Annotated in this window: 14 protein-coding genes; 5 read left to right on the top strand and 9 right to left on the bottom strand. The window is 62.9% G+C overall.

Features of this window, described 5'->3' with window-relative positions; all coding sequences use genetic code 11:
- Positions 1-15: 15 nt before the first annotated feature.
- The gene (gene miaE / locus I6L45_RS15435) at positions 16-774 is read right to left on the bottom strand and encodes a tRNA-(ms[2]io[6]A)-hydroxylase (RefSeq protein WP_043761008.1); all 759 of its coding nucleotides are present in this window, start codon (positions 772-774) and stop codon (positions 16-18) included.
- Positions 775-877: 103 nt separating this feature from the next.
- Positions 878-1,888, bottom strand: a complete 1,011-nt coding sequence (locus I6L45_RS15430) for a LacI family DNA-binding transcriptional regulator (RefSeq protein ID WP_216982542.1) — start codon at positions 1,886-1,888, stop codon at positions 878-880.
- Positions 1,889-2,141: 253 nt separating this feature from the next.
- Between I6L45_RS15430 and ascF the strand changes: the two genes are divergently transcribed.
- Complete coding sequence (ascF, locus tag I6L45_RS15425; protein ID WP_216982541.1) at positions 2,142-3,593, top strand: PTS cellobiose/arbutin/salicin transporter subunit IIBC; 1,452 nt, start codon at positions 2,142-2,144, stop codon at positions 3,591-3,593.
- Positions 3,594-3,623: 30 nt separating this feature from the next.
- Positions 3,624-5,054, top strand: coding sequence for a 6-phospho-beta-glucosidase (locus I6L45_RS15420; RefSeq protein ID WP_216982540.1), 1,431 nt, complete (start codon positions 3,624-3,626; stop codon positions 5,052-5,054).
- A gap of 105 nt (positions 5,055-5,159) precedes the next feature.
- Here the strand turns inward: I6L45_RS15420 and purF are convergent, their stop codons facing one another.
- From purF to lrp, 7 genes are all read right to left on the bottom strand, one after another.
- Entirely contained in the window at positions 5,160-6,680 is a 1,521-nt protein-coding gene (gene purF / locus I6L45_RS15415; protein ID WP_043761014.1) for an amidophosphoribosyltransferase, read from the bottom strand.
- Between the two features lie 18 nt (positions 6,681-6,698).
- On the bottom strand, positions 6,699-7,190 hold the full coding sequence (locus I6L45_RS15410) for a CvpA family protein (protein ID WP_043761016.1): 492 nt from the start codon (positions 7,188-7,190) through the stop codon (positions 6,699-6,701).
- Positions 7,191-7,378: 188 nt separating this feature from the next.
- Entirely contained in the window at positions 7,379-8,674 is a 1,296-nt protein-coding gene (gene serS, locus I6L45_RS15405; protein WP_043761019.1) for a serine--tRNA ligase, read from the bottom strand.
- Between the two features lie 342 nt (positions 8,675-9,016).
- A complete protein-coding gene (locus I6L45_RS15400) occupies positions 9,017-10,360 on the bottom strand; it encodes a replication-associated recombination protein A (RefSeq protein ID WP_302054801.1) in 1,344 nt (447 codons plus the stop codon).
- A gap of 70 nt (positions 10,361-10,430) precedes the next feature.
- Entirely contained in the window at positions 10,431-11,039 is a 609-nt protein-coding gene (lolA, locus tag I6L45_RS15395; RefSeq protein ID WP_043761112.1) for an outer membrane lipoprotein chaperone LolA, read from the bottom strand.
- A gap of 71 nt (positions 11,040-11,110) precedes the next feature.
- Positions 11,111-13,615, bottom strand: a complete 2,505-nt coding sequence (locus tag I6L45_RS15390; RefSeq protein WP_216982538.1) for a DNA translocase FtsK — start codon at positions 13,613-13,615, stop codon at positions 11,111-11,113.
- A gap of 190 nt (positions 13,616-13,805) precedes the next feature.
- The gene (gene lrp, locus I6L45_RS15385; RefSeq protein ID WP_005300047.1) at positions 13,806-14,297 is read right to left on the bottom strand and encodes a leucine-responsive transcriptional regulator Lrp; all 492 of its coding nucleotides are present in this window, start codon (positions 14,295-14,297) and stop codon (positions 13,806-13,808) included.
- A gap of 150 nt (positions 14,298-14,447) precedes the next feature.
- Between lrp and ald the strand changes: the two genes are divergently transcribed.
- The 3 genes from ald (at position 14,448) to I6L45_RS15370 (ending at position 17,995) form a co-directional block, all read left to right on the top strand.
- On the top strand, positions 14,448-15,563 hold the full coding sequence (gene ald / locus I6L45_RS15380; RefSeq protein ID WP_216982537.1) for an alanine dehydrogenase: 1,116 nt from the start codon (positions 14,448-14,450) through the stop codon (positions 15,561-15,563).
- 183 nt (positions 15,564-15,746) lie between these two features.
- Positions 15,747-16,697 carry a thioredoxin-disulfide reductase gene (gene trxB / locus I6L45_RS15375; RefSeq protein WP_043761031.1) on the top strand — a complete coding sequence of 317 codons (951 nt, stop codon included), beginning with the start codon at positions 15,747-15,749 and terminating at the stop codon, positions 16,695-16,697.
- A gap of 56 nt (positions 16,698-16,753) precedes the next feature.
- Positions 16,754-17,995 (top strand): diguanylate cyclase, encoded by a 1,242-nt coding sequence (locus tag I6L45_RS15370; RefSeq protein WP_216982536.1) that lies wholly within the window; start codon positions 16,754-16,756, stop codon positions 17,993-17,995.
- Positions 17,996-18,019: the final 24 nt, after the last annotated feature.

Genomic DNA, 18,019 nt, shown 5'->3' with positions numbered 1-18,019 from the left:
GCAGCCCCCACTACCTCAACAACTGTCAGATCTGACAGGCAGTCCGCTATGGAACCTGAACTGCGAGTCCGGCGAACGGATGAGTTCCGCCTCCAGGCGCCCGAAGAAGGCGATGCGCTCGCTGATGTCCTCCTGTGCGAACTCCTCTGCCAGGGCCAGATAGTCCTGGTAGTGGCGCGCTTCAGAACGCAGCAGGGAGACGTAGAAGCGGCCCAGCTCCTCGTCCAGGTGGGGGGCAATCTTCGCGAAGCGCTCGCAGGATCGCGCCTCGATGTAGGCGCCGATGATCATCTTGTCCACCACGGCCGCCGGCTCGTAGGTGCGCACGTGGGTCAGCAGGCTGCGGGCATAGCGGGAGGCCGTGACGGGCCCGTAGGGGATGCCGCGCGCGGCCATGATCTCCAGCACCTGCTCGAAGTGGTGCAGCTCCTCCTGGATGAGGCGCACCATGGGAAAGAGCAGGGGGTTGCGCTCCAGCTCGGCGAACACGCTGCGCTCCGACTCCCCCATGGTCCGCTTGCCGAGGATCTCCGCCTTCTCGGGTATGGCGTCCAGCTCACGGTAAAATTCAAGCTTGGGCAGCAGGTGGCGCTTCTCCTTTGGCAGGCAGTAGCGGCGCACCAGGCTGTGGGCCGTCAGGGCCGCCTTGTTCTCGCAGTTGGCGTGATCGATGAGCAGGGTCGGCAATTGGGCGGGATCCCGCGCCATCTCCACCCACTCATCCGGGGTCTCACAATGCAGGAACTGGCGAACGGGGGCTAGCAGGTCATCCATCTGAACTCTCATCTGTTGATACAACACGCGGCGCCGGAGCGCCGGGGGCGCCTATGCTAACGGATCCCGCAAAGCCTGCCCACCTCCCCGGTGCAATTGCCGATCAGGCATTCCGCTCCCGCAGGGAGTCCCGTCGCACCAGCTCCCCGGCGAAGGGCACGCCGGCCACGGGCCTTGCCTCCTCCAGCATGGCGATGAGTCGTCCTATGGTCTCCTTGATCATCTCGGTCACCGGCATCTTGACGCTGGAGAGGGAGGGAATGGTGTAGGGAGCCACGGCGATGTTATCGAACCCGATGACGGAGATCGTCTCCGGCACCCCTATGCCCTGCTGGTGCAACTGCTTGATGGCGCCGATGGCCATGTCGTCGTTGCTGGCCACCAGGGCGCTGAAGCGTACGCCCCGCGCCAGCAGGGTCGATACCCCCTGCGCGCCGCAGGCAGGGGTCCAGCGTCCGGCGACGATCCGCTCCTCGCAAGGGGGAATACCGTGGCGCTGCAGGGCCTGGCGATAGCCGGCCAGCCGCTCGATGCCGGTGGGGGACTCCGCCGCCCCGGTGATGAAGGCGATCTCCCTGTGCCCCATCGCCACCAGGCTGTCCACCACGGCCTCGGCCGCTCCCTGCTGATCCGCATAGACGCAGTGGGCAGGGTGACGGGGCAAGCGCCGGTTGAGCACCATGATGGGCTGGTCATACTGCTCGATGATCTCGTCCATCTCCTCGACACTGAGAAAACGCGGATAGATGATGATGCCGTCGCAGCGTGAATCGAGCAGGTACTGGATGGCCTGGCGCTCCTCGTCGGCGCTGTGCTTGCCGTCCGCCAGGATCAGCTGGCGTCCCCGCGCCTCCGTCATCCGCGCAGCGTGGGAGAGCAGCTCGCCGAAGTAGCCGCCGTGATAGAGGGTGTTGGTCACCACCAGCCCCAGAGTCTGGTTGTGCCGGGTCGCCAGCTGTCTGGCCAGCAGGTTGGGGCGATAGCCGCTCTCCTGGATGGCCTGGAACACCCGATCCCGGGTCTCCTGGCTGGTGTATCCATTGCCCGACAGCACGCGGGAGACCGTCGCCTTTGACACCCCTGCCCGCTTTGCCACCTCCAGCATCGTCGTCATATGTTCCCCCTTTATTCGACGGGCCGCAGTGTACTGCACCCTCCCCCGCTTGTCGTAGCAAGAATGGCGATGCAGCCCCCCTTCAGTGATCCCATTCACGGATCTGCACAATGTCGGCCCCGGGGACTTGTGTCGCCAACGTAAAGCTCGCACTCTATGTGAAACCGGTTCCACACGCAGTTTCATCCCCCTTCTCTCGCCATCAGCTGTGGTGAACAGAAGCAGGACCCACTTGGTAAAAGGATCAACCTCGATGTCAAAGAACTATGCGGCTCTGGCCAGTACTGTCATCACCGCCCTCGGCGGCGCCGACAACGTCGTCGCCGTCACGCACTGCATGACGCGCCTGCGCTTCGTGCTGAGAGACCCGGCCCGGGTCGACGGCCCCGGGCTCAAGGCAACCCCGGGGGTGCTCGGCGTGGTACAGGCCGACAACCAGTGCCAGGTGATCATCGGCAACACCGTCTCCCACGCCTATCGCGAGGTCATCGCCCTGCTGCCGGCCGATATCCAGCCCGCACCGGTGCAAGGCAACACGGGGTTCAGCTCGCGCCGCATCGGTGCCGCCATCCTTGACGCCCTGATCGGCACCATGTCGCCGCTCATTCCGGCCATCATCGGCGGTTCCATGCTCAAGCTGCTGGCCATGGTGCTGAGCATGAGCGGTCTGGTGGAGGCCACCTCCCCCAACTACATCATCCTCAATGCCATCGGCGACGGTGCCTTCTTCTTCCTGCCCCTGATGGTGGCGGCTTCCGCCTCGATCAAGTTCAAGACCAACATGTCGCTGGCCATCGCCATCGCAGGCGTTCTGGTGCACCCGAGCTTCATCGATCTGATGGCCAGGGCCGCCCAGGGAGAGCAGGTGACCTTCGCGTTCATTCCGGTGACCGCAGTGAAATACACCTACACCGTCATCCCCGCCCTGGTGATGACCTGGTGCCTCTCCTATATCGAGCGCTGGGTCGATCGCATCACCCCGGCGGTGACCAAGAACTTCCTCAAACCCATGCTGATCGTGCTGATCGCCGCGCCGCTGGCCATCCTGTTCATCGGCCCCGTCGGCATCTGGATCGGGACCGCCATCTCCGGCCTGGTCTACACCGTCCACGACTACCTGGGCTGGCTGTCGGTGGCCATCATGGGTGCGCTCTGGCCCCTGCTGGTGATGACCGGCATGCACCGCGTCTTCACCCCGACCATCATCCAGACCATCGCCGAGACCGGCAAGGAAGGCATGGTGATGCCCTCCGAAATCGGTGCCAACCTCTCCCTCGGCGGTGCCTCCCTCGCGGTCGCCTGGAAAACCCGCAACCCGGAGCTGCGCCAGACCGCCCTGGCCGCCGCAGCCTCCGCCATCATGGCCGGGATCTCCGAGCCCGCCCTCTACGGCGTCGCCCTGCGTCTCAAGCGCCCGCTCATCGCGAGCCTCATCAGCGGCTTCATCTGCGGCGCCGTCGCCGGCATGGCGGGTCTCGCCAGCCACTCCATGGCGGCCCCCGGCCTCTTCACCAGCGTGCAGTTCTTCGATCCGGCCAACCCCATGAGCATCGCCTGGGTGTTCGGCGTGATGGCGCTCTCCGTGGTGCTCTCCTTCGTGCTGACCCTGCTGATGGGCTTCGACGACATACCGGCAGAGAACACCGAGCGCCAGACCGACGCCTCCCAGGCCCTCGCGGGCGCCCGGGCACAGGCCAGCGCGTGATCCCATTTCAGACATGACAAGAGGTAACCAATGTCGTTAGCAAGATTTCCCCAGGGCTTCCTGTGGGGGGGGGCCCTGGCCGCCAACCAGGCGGAAGGCGCCCATCTCGAGGGGGGCAAGGGGCTGACCACGGTGGACATGATCCCCCATGGCCCGAGCCGCATGGCGGTCAAACTCGGCCAGGAGACGCGCTTTTCCCTGCGGGAGGACGAGTTCTACCCGAGCCACGGGGCCATCGACTTCTATCACCGCTATCGGGAAGACATTGCCCTGATGGCCGAGATGGGCTTCACCGTGTTTCGCACCTCCATCGCCTGGGCCCGTCTCTACCCCAGGGGGGACGAGCACGAGCCCAACCCCGAGGGCATCGCCTTCTATCGCGCCCTGTTCGAGGAGTGCAAGAAGCACGGTATCGAACCCCTGGTGACCCTGTGTCACTTCGACGTGCCCATGCACCTGGTGACGGAGTACGGCTCCTGGCGAAGCCGCCAGATGGTCGGGTTCTTCACCCGCTATGCCCGCACCTGCTTCGAAGCATTCGACGGCCTGGTGAAGTACTGGCTCACCTTCAACGAGATCAACATCATGCTGCACAGTCCCTTCTCCGGGGCCGGGCTGGTGTTCGAAGAGGGGGAACACCAGGATCAGGTGAAGTACCAGGCGGCCCACCACGAACTCATCGCGAGCGCCCTGGCGACCCGGATTGCCCACGAGGTGAACCCGGCCAACCGGGTGGGCTGCATGCTGGCGGGGGGCAACTTCTACCCCTACTCCTGCAAGCCGGCCGATGTCTGGACTGCCCTTGAGAAGGATCGCGAGAACCTCTTCTTCATCGACGTGCAGGCGAGAGGCGCCTACCCGGCCTATGCGGCCCGCGTGTTTCGCGACAAGGGGGTGACCCTGGTCAAGGAGCCGGGGGATGACGAGATCCTCAAGCACACCGTCGATTTCGTCTCTTTCAGCTATTACGCCTCCCGCTGCGCCGCCGCCGACATGAACCAGGGCAACACCAGCGAGGCCAACGTGGTCAAGTCCCTGCGCAACCCCCACATCGAGGTCAGCGAATGGGGCTGGGGCATCGATCCCCTGGGCCTGCGCATCACCATCAACACCCTGCACGATCGCTACCAGAAGCCGCTGTTTCTGGTGGAGAACGGCCTGGGGGCGGTGGACGAGGTGAACGAACAGGGGGAGATCGAGGACGACTACCGCATCGCCTACCTGCGGGAACACATCCAGGCCATGGGGGACGCCATCGCCGACGGCATACCGCTCATGGGCTACACCAGCTGGGGCTGCATCGATCTCGTCTCCGCCTCCACTGGCGAGATGAGCAAGCGCTACGGCTTCGTTCATGTGGACAGGGACGACGCCGGCCATGGCACCCTGGCCCGCAGGCGCAAGAAGTCGTTCTGGTGGTACAAGAAGGTGATCGCGAGCAACGGGGAGGATCTGGCCTGAGCGCCCCTTGCCCGGGTTATCACCAGGCACTGCGCCGGGTGCACAAACACAAGATGGGGGCCTAGGCCCCCATCTTGTTTCATCGCGATGACAATCTGAAAACGTTTAACTGCCTTCGTTGAAAATTTCCAGGTTGCTGGTCCCTTCCTGCCACTCGCGCACCGCCTTGTTGTCGTCGCTGCGCAGGGCGTTCAGGTGGTCCAGGTAGCCCTGATCCACGTCGGAGGTCACGTAGTGGCCGTTGAACACCGAGGTCTCGAAGTGGCGCAGCTCGGGGTTGATCTCCCGCACCGCCGCTTCCAGATCTTCCAGATCCTGGAAGATGAGACCGTCGGCCCCGATCAGCTTGCACACCTCCTCCACTTCACGGCCATGGGCGATCAGCTCGTTGGCGGTGGGCATGTCGATGCCGTAGACGTTGGGGAAGCGAATTTCCGGCGCCGCCGAGGCGAAATAGACCTTGGCAGCACCCGCTTCGCGGGCCATCTGGATGATCTGCTCGGACGTGGTACCACGCACGATGGAGTCGTCCACCAGCAACACCTTCTTGCCCTTGAATTCGGAGCTGATGGCGTTGAGCTTGCGGCGCACCGACTTCTTGCGCTGGGTCTGGCCCGGCATGATGAAGGTACGGCCGATGTAGCGGTTCTTCACGAAGCCCTGGCGATACGGCAGGCCCAGGGTGTGAGCGATCTCCAGCGCCACGTCGCAGGAGGTCTCGGGGATGGGGATGACCACGTCCACATCGAGATCGTCCCACTCGCGGGCAATTTTCTGGCCCAGCTTGCGACCCATGTTGAGGCGGGCGGCGTAGACGGAGACCTTGTCGATGAAGGAGTCGGGACGGGCGAAGTAGACGTACTCGAAGATGCAGGGGCTCATCTGCGGGTTGTCCGCACACTGCTCGGAGAAGAGCTGGCCCTGCTCGGTGATGTAGATGGCCTCGCCCGGCGCGACGTCACGCACCGTCTCGAAACCGATGGCGTCGAGGGCCACGCTCTCGGAGGCGAGCATGTACTCCACCTGGCCCTGCTCGTCCTGACGACGGCCCAGGATCAGCGGGCGGATGCCGTTCGGGTCACGGAAACCGATGAGACCGTGGCCGATCACCAGGGAGACCACGGCGTAGGCGCCGCGGATCTGCTGATGCACCTTGCGCACCGCGGCGAAGATGTCCTCCGGACGCAGCGCCATCTTGTCGCACAGATCCAGCTCGTGGGCCAGCACGTTCAGCAGCACCTCGGAGTCCGAGGTGGTGTTGATGTGGCGACGGGCCACCTTGAACTGCTGCTCCTTGAGCTCCTTGGCGTTGGTGAGGTTGCCGTTGTGGGCCAGCACCATGCCGTAGGGGGAGTTGACGTAAAAAGGCTGGGCCTCTGCGGCGCTGGAGCTGCCGGCGGTGGGATAGCGGACGTGTCCGATGCCGATATTCCCTTTCAGCCGCTGCATGTGGCGCACTTCAAACACATCCTTCACCAGACCGTTGGCCTTGCGTTGCCGGAAGTTTCCACTGTCAATGGTCACGATCCCGGCGGCATCCTGTCCCCTGTGCTGCAACACCGTCAAGGCGTCGTAGAGGGCCTGATTGACGGGGGTGGTGCCAACTATACCGACAATACCGCACATGTCTTTGCTACCTCGATGTCACTGTACCTGTTGAAGAAAACTGGACGAGTTCATCATGAACCCGAAGAACCACTGGATCACCGGCTTGAACTCGGGAACCAGTCTGGATGCCGCCCACCAGTCGCTCTGGGAGAGACTGGTGAAGGTATCCATGAAAAACAGCAGGGCGCTGACGATCAGCACCCCGCGGATCGCACCGAAGCAGACCCCCAGCACCCGATCGGTACCGGACAGCCCCGTCTTTTCCACCAGCAGGCCCACCACGTAGTTGACCACGCTGCCGAGGATCAGGGTCGCCACGAACAGGGCTGCGATGGCGAGACCATTGCGCACCATGGCGTCGGAGAAGGAGGTGAAATAGACGGCGAGATCGGAATAGAAATGGCTGGCGATGAAGAAGGCGACGAACCAGGTGACGAGTGACATGGCTTCCTTGAGGAAGCCGCGCACCAGGCTGATGAGGGCGGAAAAACCAACGATGCCCATGATGGCGTAATCAATCCAGACCATAGAAAAAGATGTCCTGCGAAATTGCGGCGCAGTCTAACAAAAACGATTGCGCAATGCTTGATAAAATTGTGTTAAACGCGGAACCGGCGTGCCGAGGGAGACGATTCGGCCCCCCTTGTCACCCCGTGACCGGCGCCAGAATGCACAACGCCATGGCATGCCATGGCGTTGTCGTCTGCAACAAAGGCTTACCCGATGTGGGTCAGTCCGCCCATGTAGGATTGCAGCGCCGCCGGGATGGCGATGCGGCCGTCTGCCTGCTGGTAGTTCTCCAGCACGGCCACCAGGGTGCGACCCACCGCGAGACCGGAGCCGTTCAGGGTGTGCAGCAGCTGCGGCTTGCCGTCGACCCGCACGCGAGCCTGCATGCGGCGCGCCTGGAAGTCGGTGCAGTTGGAGACGGAGGAGATCTCGCGGTAGGTGTTCTGGGCCGGCAGCCACACTTCCAGATCGTAGGTCTTGGCGGCGCAGAAGCCCATGTCACCGGTAGAGAGCGCCATCACGCGGTACGGCAGCTCCAGCAGCTGCAGCACCTTCTCGGCGTGACCGACCATCTCTTCCAGGGCGTCCCAGGATTTCTCCGGGTGTACCAGCTGCACCATCTCGACCTTGTCGAACTGGTGCATGCGGATGAGACCGCGGGTGTCACGACCGTAGGAGCCCGCCTCGGAGCGGAAGCAGGGGCTGTGGGCGGTCATCTTGATGGGCAGGTCCTGCTCGTCGAAGATCTCGTCCCGGGCCATGTTGGTGAGCGGGACTTCGGAGGTCGGGATCAGGGAGAACTTGCGCACCTTGCCCTCTTCTTCCCCTTCTCCTTCGATACCGGTGTTGAAGAGATCCTGGGAGAACTTGGGCAGCTGGCCGGTACCGTACAGGCTGTCCGGGTTCACCAGATAGGGCACGTAGCACTCGGTGTAGCCGTGCTGCAGGGTGTGCAGGTCCAGCATGAACTGGGCCAGGGCGCGGTGCAGGCGGGCAATCTGCCCCTTCATCACCACAAAGCGGGAACCGGAGAGCTTGACGCCGTTCTTGAAGTCGATGCCCTTGGCCGCTTCACCCAGATCGATGTGATCGCGCACCTGGAAGTCGAATTCGCGCGGGGTGCCCCAGCGGCGCACTTCAACGTTGTCGTTCTCGTCGCGGCCCACCGGGGTGGAGTCGCTCGGCAGGTTGGGGATCATGTCGGCGATGGTCTTGAGCTCGGCCAGCAGGGCCTCCAGCTCGACCTTGCTGGTCTCCAGCTCCTCGTTGATCTTGGTCACTTGTGCCTTGAGGGGGGCCACATCTTCACCGCGGCGGGCCGCCTCACCGATGGACTTGGAGCGGGCATTACGCTCGGCCTGCAGCTCCTGGGTACGGGACTGCAGATCCTTGCGTTTCTCTTCCAGAGCGTTGACAGCCGCTACGTCCAGAACGTAGCCACGTGTCGCCAGACGAGCGGCGGCATCGTCGATGTCGCTGCGCAGATATTTGGGATCCAGCATGGTTTACCTACTTTTTTAATGGGATCTGGGCCCGGGTCATCGTGACAGGGCTGAAGAACAGATCCGGAAGTTAACATCGGTTGGCACACCCCTGCCCTCTTTTGCATCGGGCCGACAAGATCGAGCCTTCGAAATCAAGAAGATGGCGCCAGGCCAAGACGAGCGGGGTCAGACGGGCAGTGTAGCAGACCGCCCCCCCGCCCGAACAGGGAGTAATGCGCCCGTTTTGCCCTGTTTTCCGGGCGGTGACGACCAGGATCAAATCCGCTGGCCAATTAACGCGCAATCGACCCGGATTGGTCTGGCAGGGGGGGCACCATGGCGCTCCCCTGCCCCGTCCGGTTATTTCTCCCGACGGCGCGGGCCCTGTCTGTCCAGTTCGCGCAGATAGTCGAGCTTCTGGCCGATCTGCTTCTCAAGGCCGCGATCGGTGGGCTGATAGTACTGCTTGCCGGCCAGCTCCGGCGGGAAGTACTCCTCACCAGCGGCATAGGCCCCCGGCTCGTCGTGGGCGTAGCGGTACTCGGCGCCGTAGCCGAGCTCGCTCATGAGCCTGGTCGGGGCGTTGCGAAGGTGGGGCGGCACCTCGAAATCCGGCAGGTTCTTGGCGTCCGCCAGCGCCGCCTTCCAGGCGGTGTAGACCGCATTGCTCTTGGGGGCGCAGGCGAGGTAGACGATCGCCTGGGCGATGGCCCGCTCCCCTTCCGCCGGGCCGACCCGGTGGAAGCAGTCCCAGGCCGACAGGGCCACCTGCATGGCGCGCGGATCGGCGTTGCCCACGTCTTCCGAGGCGATGGCCAGCAACCGGCGGGCGATGTAGAGAGGATCGCAACCGGCGCTCACCATGCGGGCATACCAGTAGAGGGCCGCATCCGGCGCAGAGCCGCGAATGGACTTGTGCACCGCCGAGATGAGGTCGTAGAAGTGATCGCCCCCCTTGTCGAAGCGCGCCACGTGCTCCCCCACCACGGCGGCGAGCAGGGCGCTGTCGATCTGCTTGTGGCCGCTGCCGTCGAGCTGGGCCATGTCGGCCAGGAGCTCCAGGTAGTTGAGGGACTTGCGCCCGTCCCCGTCCACGGCTTTTGCCAGCGCTTCCTTGACCCCGGGGGCAAAGGCGAGGGCCGGATCATTGAGACCGCGGGCGTCCGTCATCGCCTGATCGATCATGGCGAGGATGTCGCTCTCCTCCAGCCGTTTGAGCAGATAGACCCGGGCCCGGGAGAGCAGCGCGTTGTTGAGTTCGAACGAGGGGTTCTCGGTGGTGGCGCCGATGAAGGTGATGGTGCCATCTTCGATGTGGGGCAGGAAGACATCCTGCTGGCTCTTGTTGAAGCGGTGCACCTCGTCCACGAAGAGGATGGTGCGTACCCCGCGCCAGCTGTTCTCCTTCGCCTTGTCGATGGCGGCGCGGATCTCCTTGATGCCGGAGGTGACGGCGGAGACCCGCTCCACCTCCGCCTGGCAGTAGTGGGCCACCAGTTCTGCGAGCGTGGTCTTGCCGGTACCGGGTGGCCCCCACAGGATCATGGAGTGGCAGTGGCCGGCCAGAATAGCCTTGCGAAGGGGCTTGTCGGGCCCGAGGATATGCTGCTGACCGATGTACTGGTCGAGGGTTTGCGGCCGCATCCGGGCCGCCAGCGGACGAAAGTCCGACGAGAAATCCAGCGATAAATTGCTCATCTGCATTGACCGTCAGGAAGGATGCGGGCCGCCGTTGCCGGGCGGCCCGCCAACAAGGTCAGCGCCTGCCCGGGCATCAGCGCTGATCGTCCAGCTCGACCCCCTTGGGGATCTTGAACACGAACTCGTTGCCCTTGAGCACCGGCTTGCGGTTGAAGCTGCCCAGGGTGAACTCGCTCCACTGCCCCTGTGCCTCTTTCACGTCGAAGCGGCTGATGTTGTTCTGCCTGTCGAAGGTGATGCGGAAGGAGGCGATGAGCTCGTCCTTGTTGCGGCTGGTGACGGTGTAGACATCCCCTTCCTGGGTCACGTCGTAGTTCTTCCAGAGGCTGTTGTCGTTACCGGCGATGAGCACGAAGGGGGTGTTGAGCACCGCATCCTTCATCTTGAGGGCGGTGACCTGCTCGACGAAGGGGTCATACACCCAGACATCCTTGCCATCGGCCACGATCAGGCTCTCGTCCGGGGAGGTGGTGTGCCAGTTGAAACGATTCGGGCGCTGCACCACCAGGGAGCCGCTCGCCTTCTGCAGCTCCTTGCCCTTGCTGTCATAGACGGTCTGGGCAAACTTGGCGGAGAAGAGGCTGACGCCCGCCAGTTTCTGCTTGAGATCGCTGGCTGCATCGGCCCACACCTGGCTGCTGGCGACCAGCAGCATGGAACCCATCAACAGTTGTTTTTTCATCAGGCTCTTCATAGGGAGGTTCTCGATAAAAGGCCACGCCCGCAGAGGGCATGGCCAGGATGATGTGAGGCTCAGTCACGCACCGGGGGCGGTGCCAGCACGTCGCGCTGGCCGTTGCCGCCCGGGGAACTGACGATGCCCTGGTTTTCCATCTGCTCGATGAGACGGGCCGCCCGGTTGTAACCGATCTTGAACTTGCGCTGCACGCTGGAAGTGGAGCCGCGGCGGGATTCCACCACGAAGGCGACCGCCTCGTCGAACAGGGGGTCGAGCTCCTCGTCACCGCCGCCGCCGTATTCACCGCCGCTCCCCTCGCCGTCCGACTCGCCGGAGAGGATCTCCTCGATGTAATCCGGCTCGCCACGCAGTTTCCAGTCCGCCACCACCTTGTGTACCTCGTGGTCATCCACGAAGGCACCGTGGACCCGGGTGGGGTTGGAGGTGCCGGCCGGCATGTAGAGCATGTCACCCATGCCGAGCAGGGATTCTGCGCCCCCCTGATCCAGGATGGTGCGCGAGTCGATCTTGCTCGACACCTGGAAGGAGATCCGGGTCGGGATGTTGGCCTTGATGAGGCCGGTGATCACATCCACCGACGGACGCTGGGTCGCGAGAATGAGGTGAATACCGGCCGCCCGCGCCTTCTGGGCGATACGGGCAATGAGCTCTTCCACCTTCTTGCCGACGATCATCATCATGTCGGCGAACTCGTCCACCACCACGACTATGTGGGGCAGTTTTTCCAGCTCCGGCGGCATCTGATCCATGGAGTCGCTCGGGCGCCACAGGGGATCCAGCAGGGGATCACCGGCCTCGATGGCGGCCAATACCTTGTCGTTATACCCCTTGAGGTTGCGCACCCCGACCGCGGACATCAGCTTGTAGCGGCGCTCCATCTCGCCCACGCACCAGCGCAGGGCGTTGGCTGCGTCCTTCATGTCGGTGACCACCTCGGTCAACAGGTGCGGAATGCCTTCGTAGACCGAGAGCTCCAGCATCTTGGGGTCAATCATGATGAAGCGCAGGTCTTCGGGCGAGGACTTGTAGAGCATGGAGATGATCATGGTGTTCACCCCCACCGACTTGCCCGAGCCCGTGGTACCGGCCACCAGCAGGTGGGGCATCTTGGCGAGGTTCACTACCACGGGTTCGCCGGCGATGTCCTGGCCCAGCCCCATGGTCAGCGGGTTGCGGCTATCACGGAACGCCTCGCAGTCCAGGGTCTCACGCAGGTAGACGGTCTGGCGCACCCGGTTGGGCAGCTCGATGCCGACATAGGTCTTGCCGGGGATCACTTCCACCACCCGCACGCTGCTGGCGGAGAGGGAACGGGCGAGATCCCGCGACAGGTTGGTGATCTTGCTCGCCTTCATGCCCGGTGCCAGATCCAGCTCGAAACGGGTGATGACGGGGCCCGGATAGACGCCGACCACCTTGGCCTGCACGTTGTAGTCGGCGAGTTTCGCCTCCACCAGCCGGCCCATGCGCTCCAGCTCGTCCTTGCTCATCATCTGGGTCTTGGCGGGCGGCCTGTCCAGCAGTTCGATGCTCGGCAGGGGGGCCAGATCGGCCTGGGGACGGCGCTTCGCCTTGACCGGCGCCGGGGCGACCGGGGCCTCGGGAGCCTCCTCCCCTTCCGCCCAGGGCAGATCGAGATCGTCCTCTTCCTGGCTCACCACGGGGCGCTGACGGCCATTGGCCACGCGCTTGCCCTTGGCGGCAGGCGCCGGGGCGTCGTCATCCTCATCGTCAAACTGCGGATCGAACTGGAAGGTGTCTTCGTCAAGCTCCGGCAGCCATTCGTCAGATTTTGTCTTCTGAGCCCGATTTTTAGCCTTGGGATTGCGTGTCCAGCTGCTGTGGGGCTCGTCTTCGTCCTCCTCCTGGTCGAAGCTGCCCACCCCACCTTCCAGCAGGGGATCCGGCCCCTCGTAGCGGGGCTGGCGCCAGCCGCCGGTCAGCCAGCGACCCAGGGTGGTGGGGAAATGGTAGATGGCGCTGATGCTACCGGTGCAGGCGGCACCGATACGCTCGACGATGGTGAGCCAGGACCAGCCGGTAAACAGGGTGATGCCGGTCGCCACGAAGCAGAGCAGCATCAGGTTGGCCCCCACGCCACCAAACAGGGGCACCACGGCGGAGGCGATCACGTCTCCGACCAGGCCACCGGCGGAGAAGTTCTGCAGATCGTTGAAGTTCATGCTGGCGATGGCGGACATGCCGAGCACGGTGAGGATGAAACCGATGATCCGCACCGACAGGGTGAGATAGTCCACTTCCAGCAGCTTGCTCGGGCGCCAGAACAGGCTCCAGCCGAGCAGGACCACCAGGGGGGGCACCAGGTAGGAGAAGGCCCCGAAGGTAAACATGGTGATGTCCGCGAGCCAGGCCCCCGCGCTACCAGCGAGGTTCTTTACCTCTCCCTGCCAGGAGGTCTGGGACCAGCCGGGATCGGCGGGGTGATAGGTCAAGAGGGCAAGCAAGAGATAGGCAGCCATCAGGGTGATGGCAATCAAGACGGCCTCGAAGATCCGTTGTGTACCTGATAAAGGAGTAAACAGCTTTTTATCGGCCAAACTCCGGCTCCTTTCTGAAAACATGAATGCGGGGATAGGGGGCCTAGTATCCCTGAAAAGCCCACCGATTGTCAGCCAGTGCCTGAAGGCGGGCCATGAAACAGTAAATAAGAAGAAACGAGCGGACCGGCCGCTCGTTTCTGACTATCGTGACTCGTCATGGTACTTGCAAGTCACAGCACAACCCCGCTTATCGGGTGCTGATCACCAGACGACTGCTCTGTTTGACCTCTTCCATCACCACATAGGTGCGGGTGTCATTGACGCCCGGCAGACGCAGCAGGGTTTCACCCAGCAGTCGGCGGTAGGCGGACATGTCGCTGACGCGGGTCTTGAGCAGATAGTCGAAATCACCGGATACCAGATGGCACTCCTGGATCTCTTCGAGTACCTGAACAGCCTTGTTGAACTGCTCGAACACGTCGGGTGCGCCACGATTGAGGGTAATTTCCACGAATACCAGCAGAGACGCGTCAAGATAATGAGGATTCAGAATGGCGGCATACCCTTCGATATACCCTTGTCGCTCCAGGCGACGAACCCGTTCCAGACACGGTGTGGGACTCAGGCCAACTCGTTTGGACAACTCAACGTTCGAAATCCTGCCATCCTTTTGCAGTTCATTAAGAATGTTGCGGTCAATCCTGTCCAAATCCTTTAGCCGACTCTTAGCTTCCATCATTTAATTCCATCCTTTGGCTATTTTTTGGTAAGAATCACCAGTCATTTTATAATAATGGTCACAAATCCTGTCAATACCTGAATATACTAGGCGCATATGTCGCTTAACAATTAGGCAACATAAACCACCAATCGATAGACGAGGGATAGCATGATTATCGGTGTACCTAAGGAAATAAAAAACCATGAATATCGCGTAGGCATGGTTCCGGCCAGTGTACGTGAACTGACAGCACGAAACCATACTGTTTTCGTCCAAAGCGGCGCAGGAAATGGCATTGGCTTCAGTGATGCAGATTATCTGGCTGCCGGAGCCGAGATCCTGGCCTCTGCGGCAGACGTTTTCGCCAAGGCGGAGATGATCGTCAAGGTCAAGGAGCCGCAGGCGGTCGAACGCGCCATGCTGCGCCCGGGCCAGACCCTCTTTACCTACCTGCACCTGGCGCCAGACCTGGCCCAGACCCGGGAACTGGTGGACAGCGGCGCCATCTGCATCGCCTACGAAACCGTCACCGACGGTCGTGGCGGCCTGCCCCTGCTGGCCCCGATGTCGGAAGTGGCTGGACGCATGTCTATTCAGGCGGGAGCCCAGGCGCTGGAGAAGTCCCGCGGTGGTAGCGGTGTGCTGCTCGGCGGTGTTCCGGGTGTGGAACCGGCCAAGGTGGTGATCATCGGTGGCGGTGTGGTGGGTTCCAACGCTGCCCGCATGGCCATCGGTCTGCGCGCCGACGTCACCATCCTCGACAACAACATCGATACCCTGCGTCGTCTCGACAGCGAGTTCCAGGGCGCAGCCAAGGTGGTCTACTCCAATCGCGAGACCCTGGAGCGTCACCTGCTGGCAGCGGACCTGGTCATCGGCGGTGTGCTGGTGCCCGGCGCCACTGCGCCAAAACTTGTCAGCCGTGACCACATTGCCCGCATGAAGCCGGGGGCGGCCATCGTGGACGTGGCCATCGATCAGGGCGGCTGCGTCGAGACTTCCCATGCGACCACCCACGAGGATCCCACCTTTATCGTCGATGACGTGGTGCACTACTGTGTCGCCAACATGCCTGGCGCCGTGGCCCGCACCTCCACTGTGGCCCTCAACAACGCCACCCTCCCCTTCATCATCAAGCTGGCGGAACAGGGCTATCGCAAGGCACTGCTGAGCGACCCCCACCTGTTGCACGGCCTGAACGTGATGGAGGGCAAGATCACCTGCAAGGAGGTCGCCGTGGCCCACAACCTGGCCTACACGGACCCCCTGACCCTGCTGAACTGATCGCTCCCCCGCAAGGGGGGCAGATGAGTGAAAATCCGCCCGCGATGGGCGGTTTTTTTTATCCCGCCTTCGGGGCTCCCGTCCCCGCCTGCGGCGATTGTGACAATCGAGGCGCTGGCCTTTGACCGCGGATCACGAATTACCTACAATCGCGCAAACTCATCACGTCTCGGAAATCACATCATGAGCCAAGTTACTCACAGCAAACTGCTGATCCTGGGATCCGGCCCCGCAGGCTACACCGCGGCCGTCTATGCCGCCCGCGCCAACCTCAATCCCCTGCTCATCACCGGCATGCAGCAAGGTGGCCAGCTGACCACCACCACCGAAGTGGAAAACTGGCCTGGCGATGCGGAAGGGTTGACCGGCCCGGCCCTGATGGAGCGCATGAAAGAGCATGCGGAGAAGTTTGATACCCGCATCCTCTTCGATCACATCAATGAAGTGACGCTGACCGAGCGCCCCTTCCGCCTCAAGGGCGACAACGGGGAATACACCTGCGACGCGCTGATCCTCGCCACCGGTGCCTCAGCCAAATACCTGGGCCTGCCCTCCGAAGAGGCCTTCAAGGGCCGCGGCGTCTCCGCCTGCGCTACCTGTGACGGCTTCTTCTACCGCAATCAGGAAGTGGCCGTGGTCGGCGGCGGCAACACCGCCGTGGAAGAGGCGCTCTATCTGGCCAACATCGCCAAGAAGGTACACCTCATCCATCGCCGCGACGAGTTCCGTGCCGAGAAGATCCTGATCAAGCGCCTGCACGACAAGGTCGAGAGCGGCAACATAGTGCTGCACACCCACCAGACCCTGGACGAAGTGCTGGGGGACGACATGGGCGTCACCGGCGTGCGCCTGCGCAGCACCCAGGACCAGTCCACCTCCGAGCTGCCGCTGATGGGGGTCTTTATCGCCATCGGTCATCAGCCCAACACCCAGATCTTCGAGGGTCAGCTGGCGATGGAAAACGGCTACCTCAAGGTGCGCGGCGGCCTGGAAGGGTTCGCGACCCAGACCAGCATCCCGGGCGTGTTTGCCGCCGGTGACGTGGCAGACCACGTCTATCGTCAGGCGATCACCTCCGCCGGTACCGGCTGCATGGCGGCCCTCGATGCCGAGCGATATCTGGACGCCCAGTAACCCTGAGGATATAAAGGGCATGCCAATCGGCATGCCCTTTTCTTTTGAGGAGAAGAATGAAACGGAAAATCATGATTGTGGAAGACAGCCTGACGGTTCGTCGCATGCTGACCCAGGCCATTGCCCAGCAGACCGGACTGGAAATCGATGCCTTTGATAGCCTTGAAGCTGCGCGCGACTGCCAGGGTGAGGAGTATGTGGTCGCCCTGGTGGATCTCACCCTGCCGGACGCCCCCTGTGGAGAGGCCGTCAATGTGCTGATGGAGCGCGGCTTGCCTGTGGTGATCCTCACCGCCGACATCAGCGAGGAGAAACGGGAAGCCTGGCTGGATGCAGGGGTGCTGGACTACGTGATGAAGGATTCGCGTCACTCCCTGCAGTATGCCGTCAGCCTGGTGCACCGCCTCTATTTGAACCAGGCCATCGAAGTGCTGGTGGTCGATGACTCGCGCACCTCCCGCCATCGCACTGCGGCCCAGCTACGCAAGCAGCTGCTGCAGGTACACGAGGCTGCCTGTGCCCGCGATGCCCTGGCCCTGCTCGAGCAGCACCCCGCCATCCGGCTCATGCTGGTGGACTACTACATGCCGGAGATCGACGGCATCAGTCTGGTGCGGATGCTGCGGGAGCGCTACAGCAAGCAGCAGCTCGCCATCATCGGCATCTCGGTGTCGGACAAGCACGGCCTCTCGGCCCGCTACCTCAAGCAAGGGGCGAACGACTTCCTCAACCAGCCCTTTGAGCCCGAGGAGCTGCAGTGCCGGGTCAGCCACAACCTGGAAGCGCTGGAGCAGTTCAACAGCATCCAGGAGTCGGCCAACCGGGACTACCTGACCGGACTCTACAACCGGCGCTACTGGTTCAACGAGGGACAGAAGTGGTTCGAGGAGCACCAGCACCAGCAGGCGCCGCTCTCCCTGTGCGTGCTCGACGTGGATCATTTCAAACACATCAACGATCACTGGGGTCATGCCATCGGCGATCAGCTGCTCTGCCACCTGACACGGCTGCTTACCCAGTTTTTCCCGGATGCCATGATAGCCCGCTTCGGTGGGGAAGAGTTTGCACTTATGGTGGCCCATTGCCCCGTCCCCGTGCTGCTCAAGCGACTGGAAGGGCTGCGCCAGCAGTTGCGCCAGCAGCCCTTGTCACGGGAGATACCGCTGTTTGTGCGCGCCAGTTTTGGCGTCATCAACGTTGGGCGGCTCTCCATGGACGAAGCGCTCTGCGAGGCAGATCGCCAGCTTTATCAGGCCAAGAACACCGGACGCGACAAAATCGTCGCCCAGGGCGCCTGACCGAGTCTCGCACAAGACACTCCG

It is taken from the genome of Aeromonas sp. FDAARGOS 1415, assembly GCF_019048365.1.
GTDB lineage: Bacteria > Pseudomonadota > Gammaproteobacteria > Enterobacterales > Aeromonadaceae > Aeromonas > Aeromonas taiwanensis.
The sequence above is the reverse complement of the archived record's forward strand: the minus strand, read 5'-3'. Positions and strand labels throughout refer to the sequence as shown.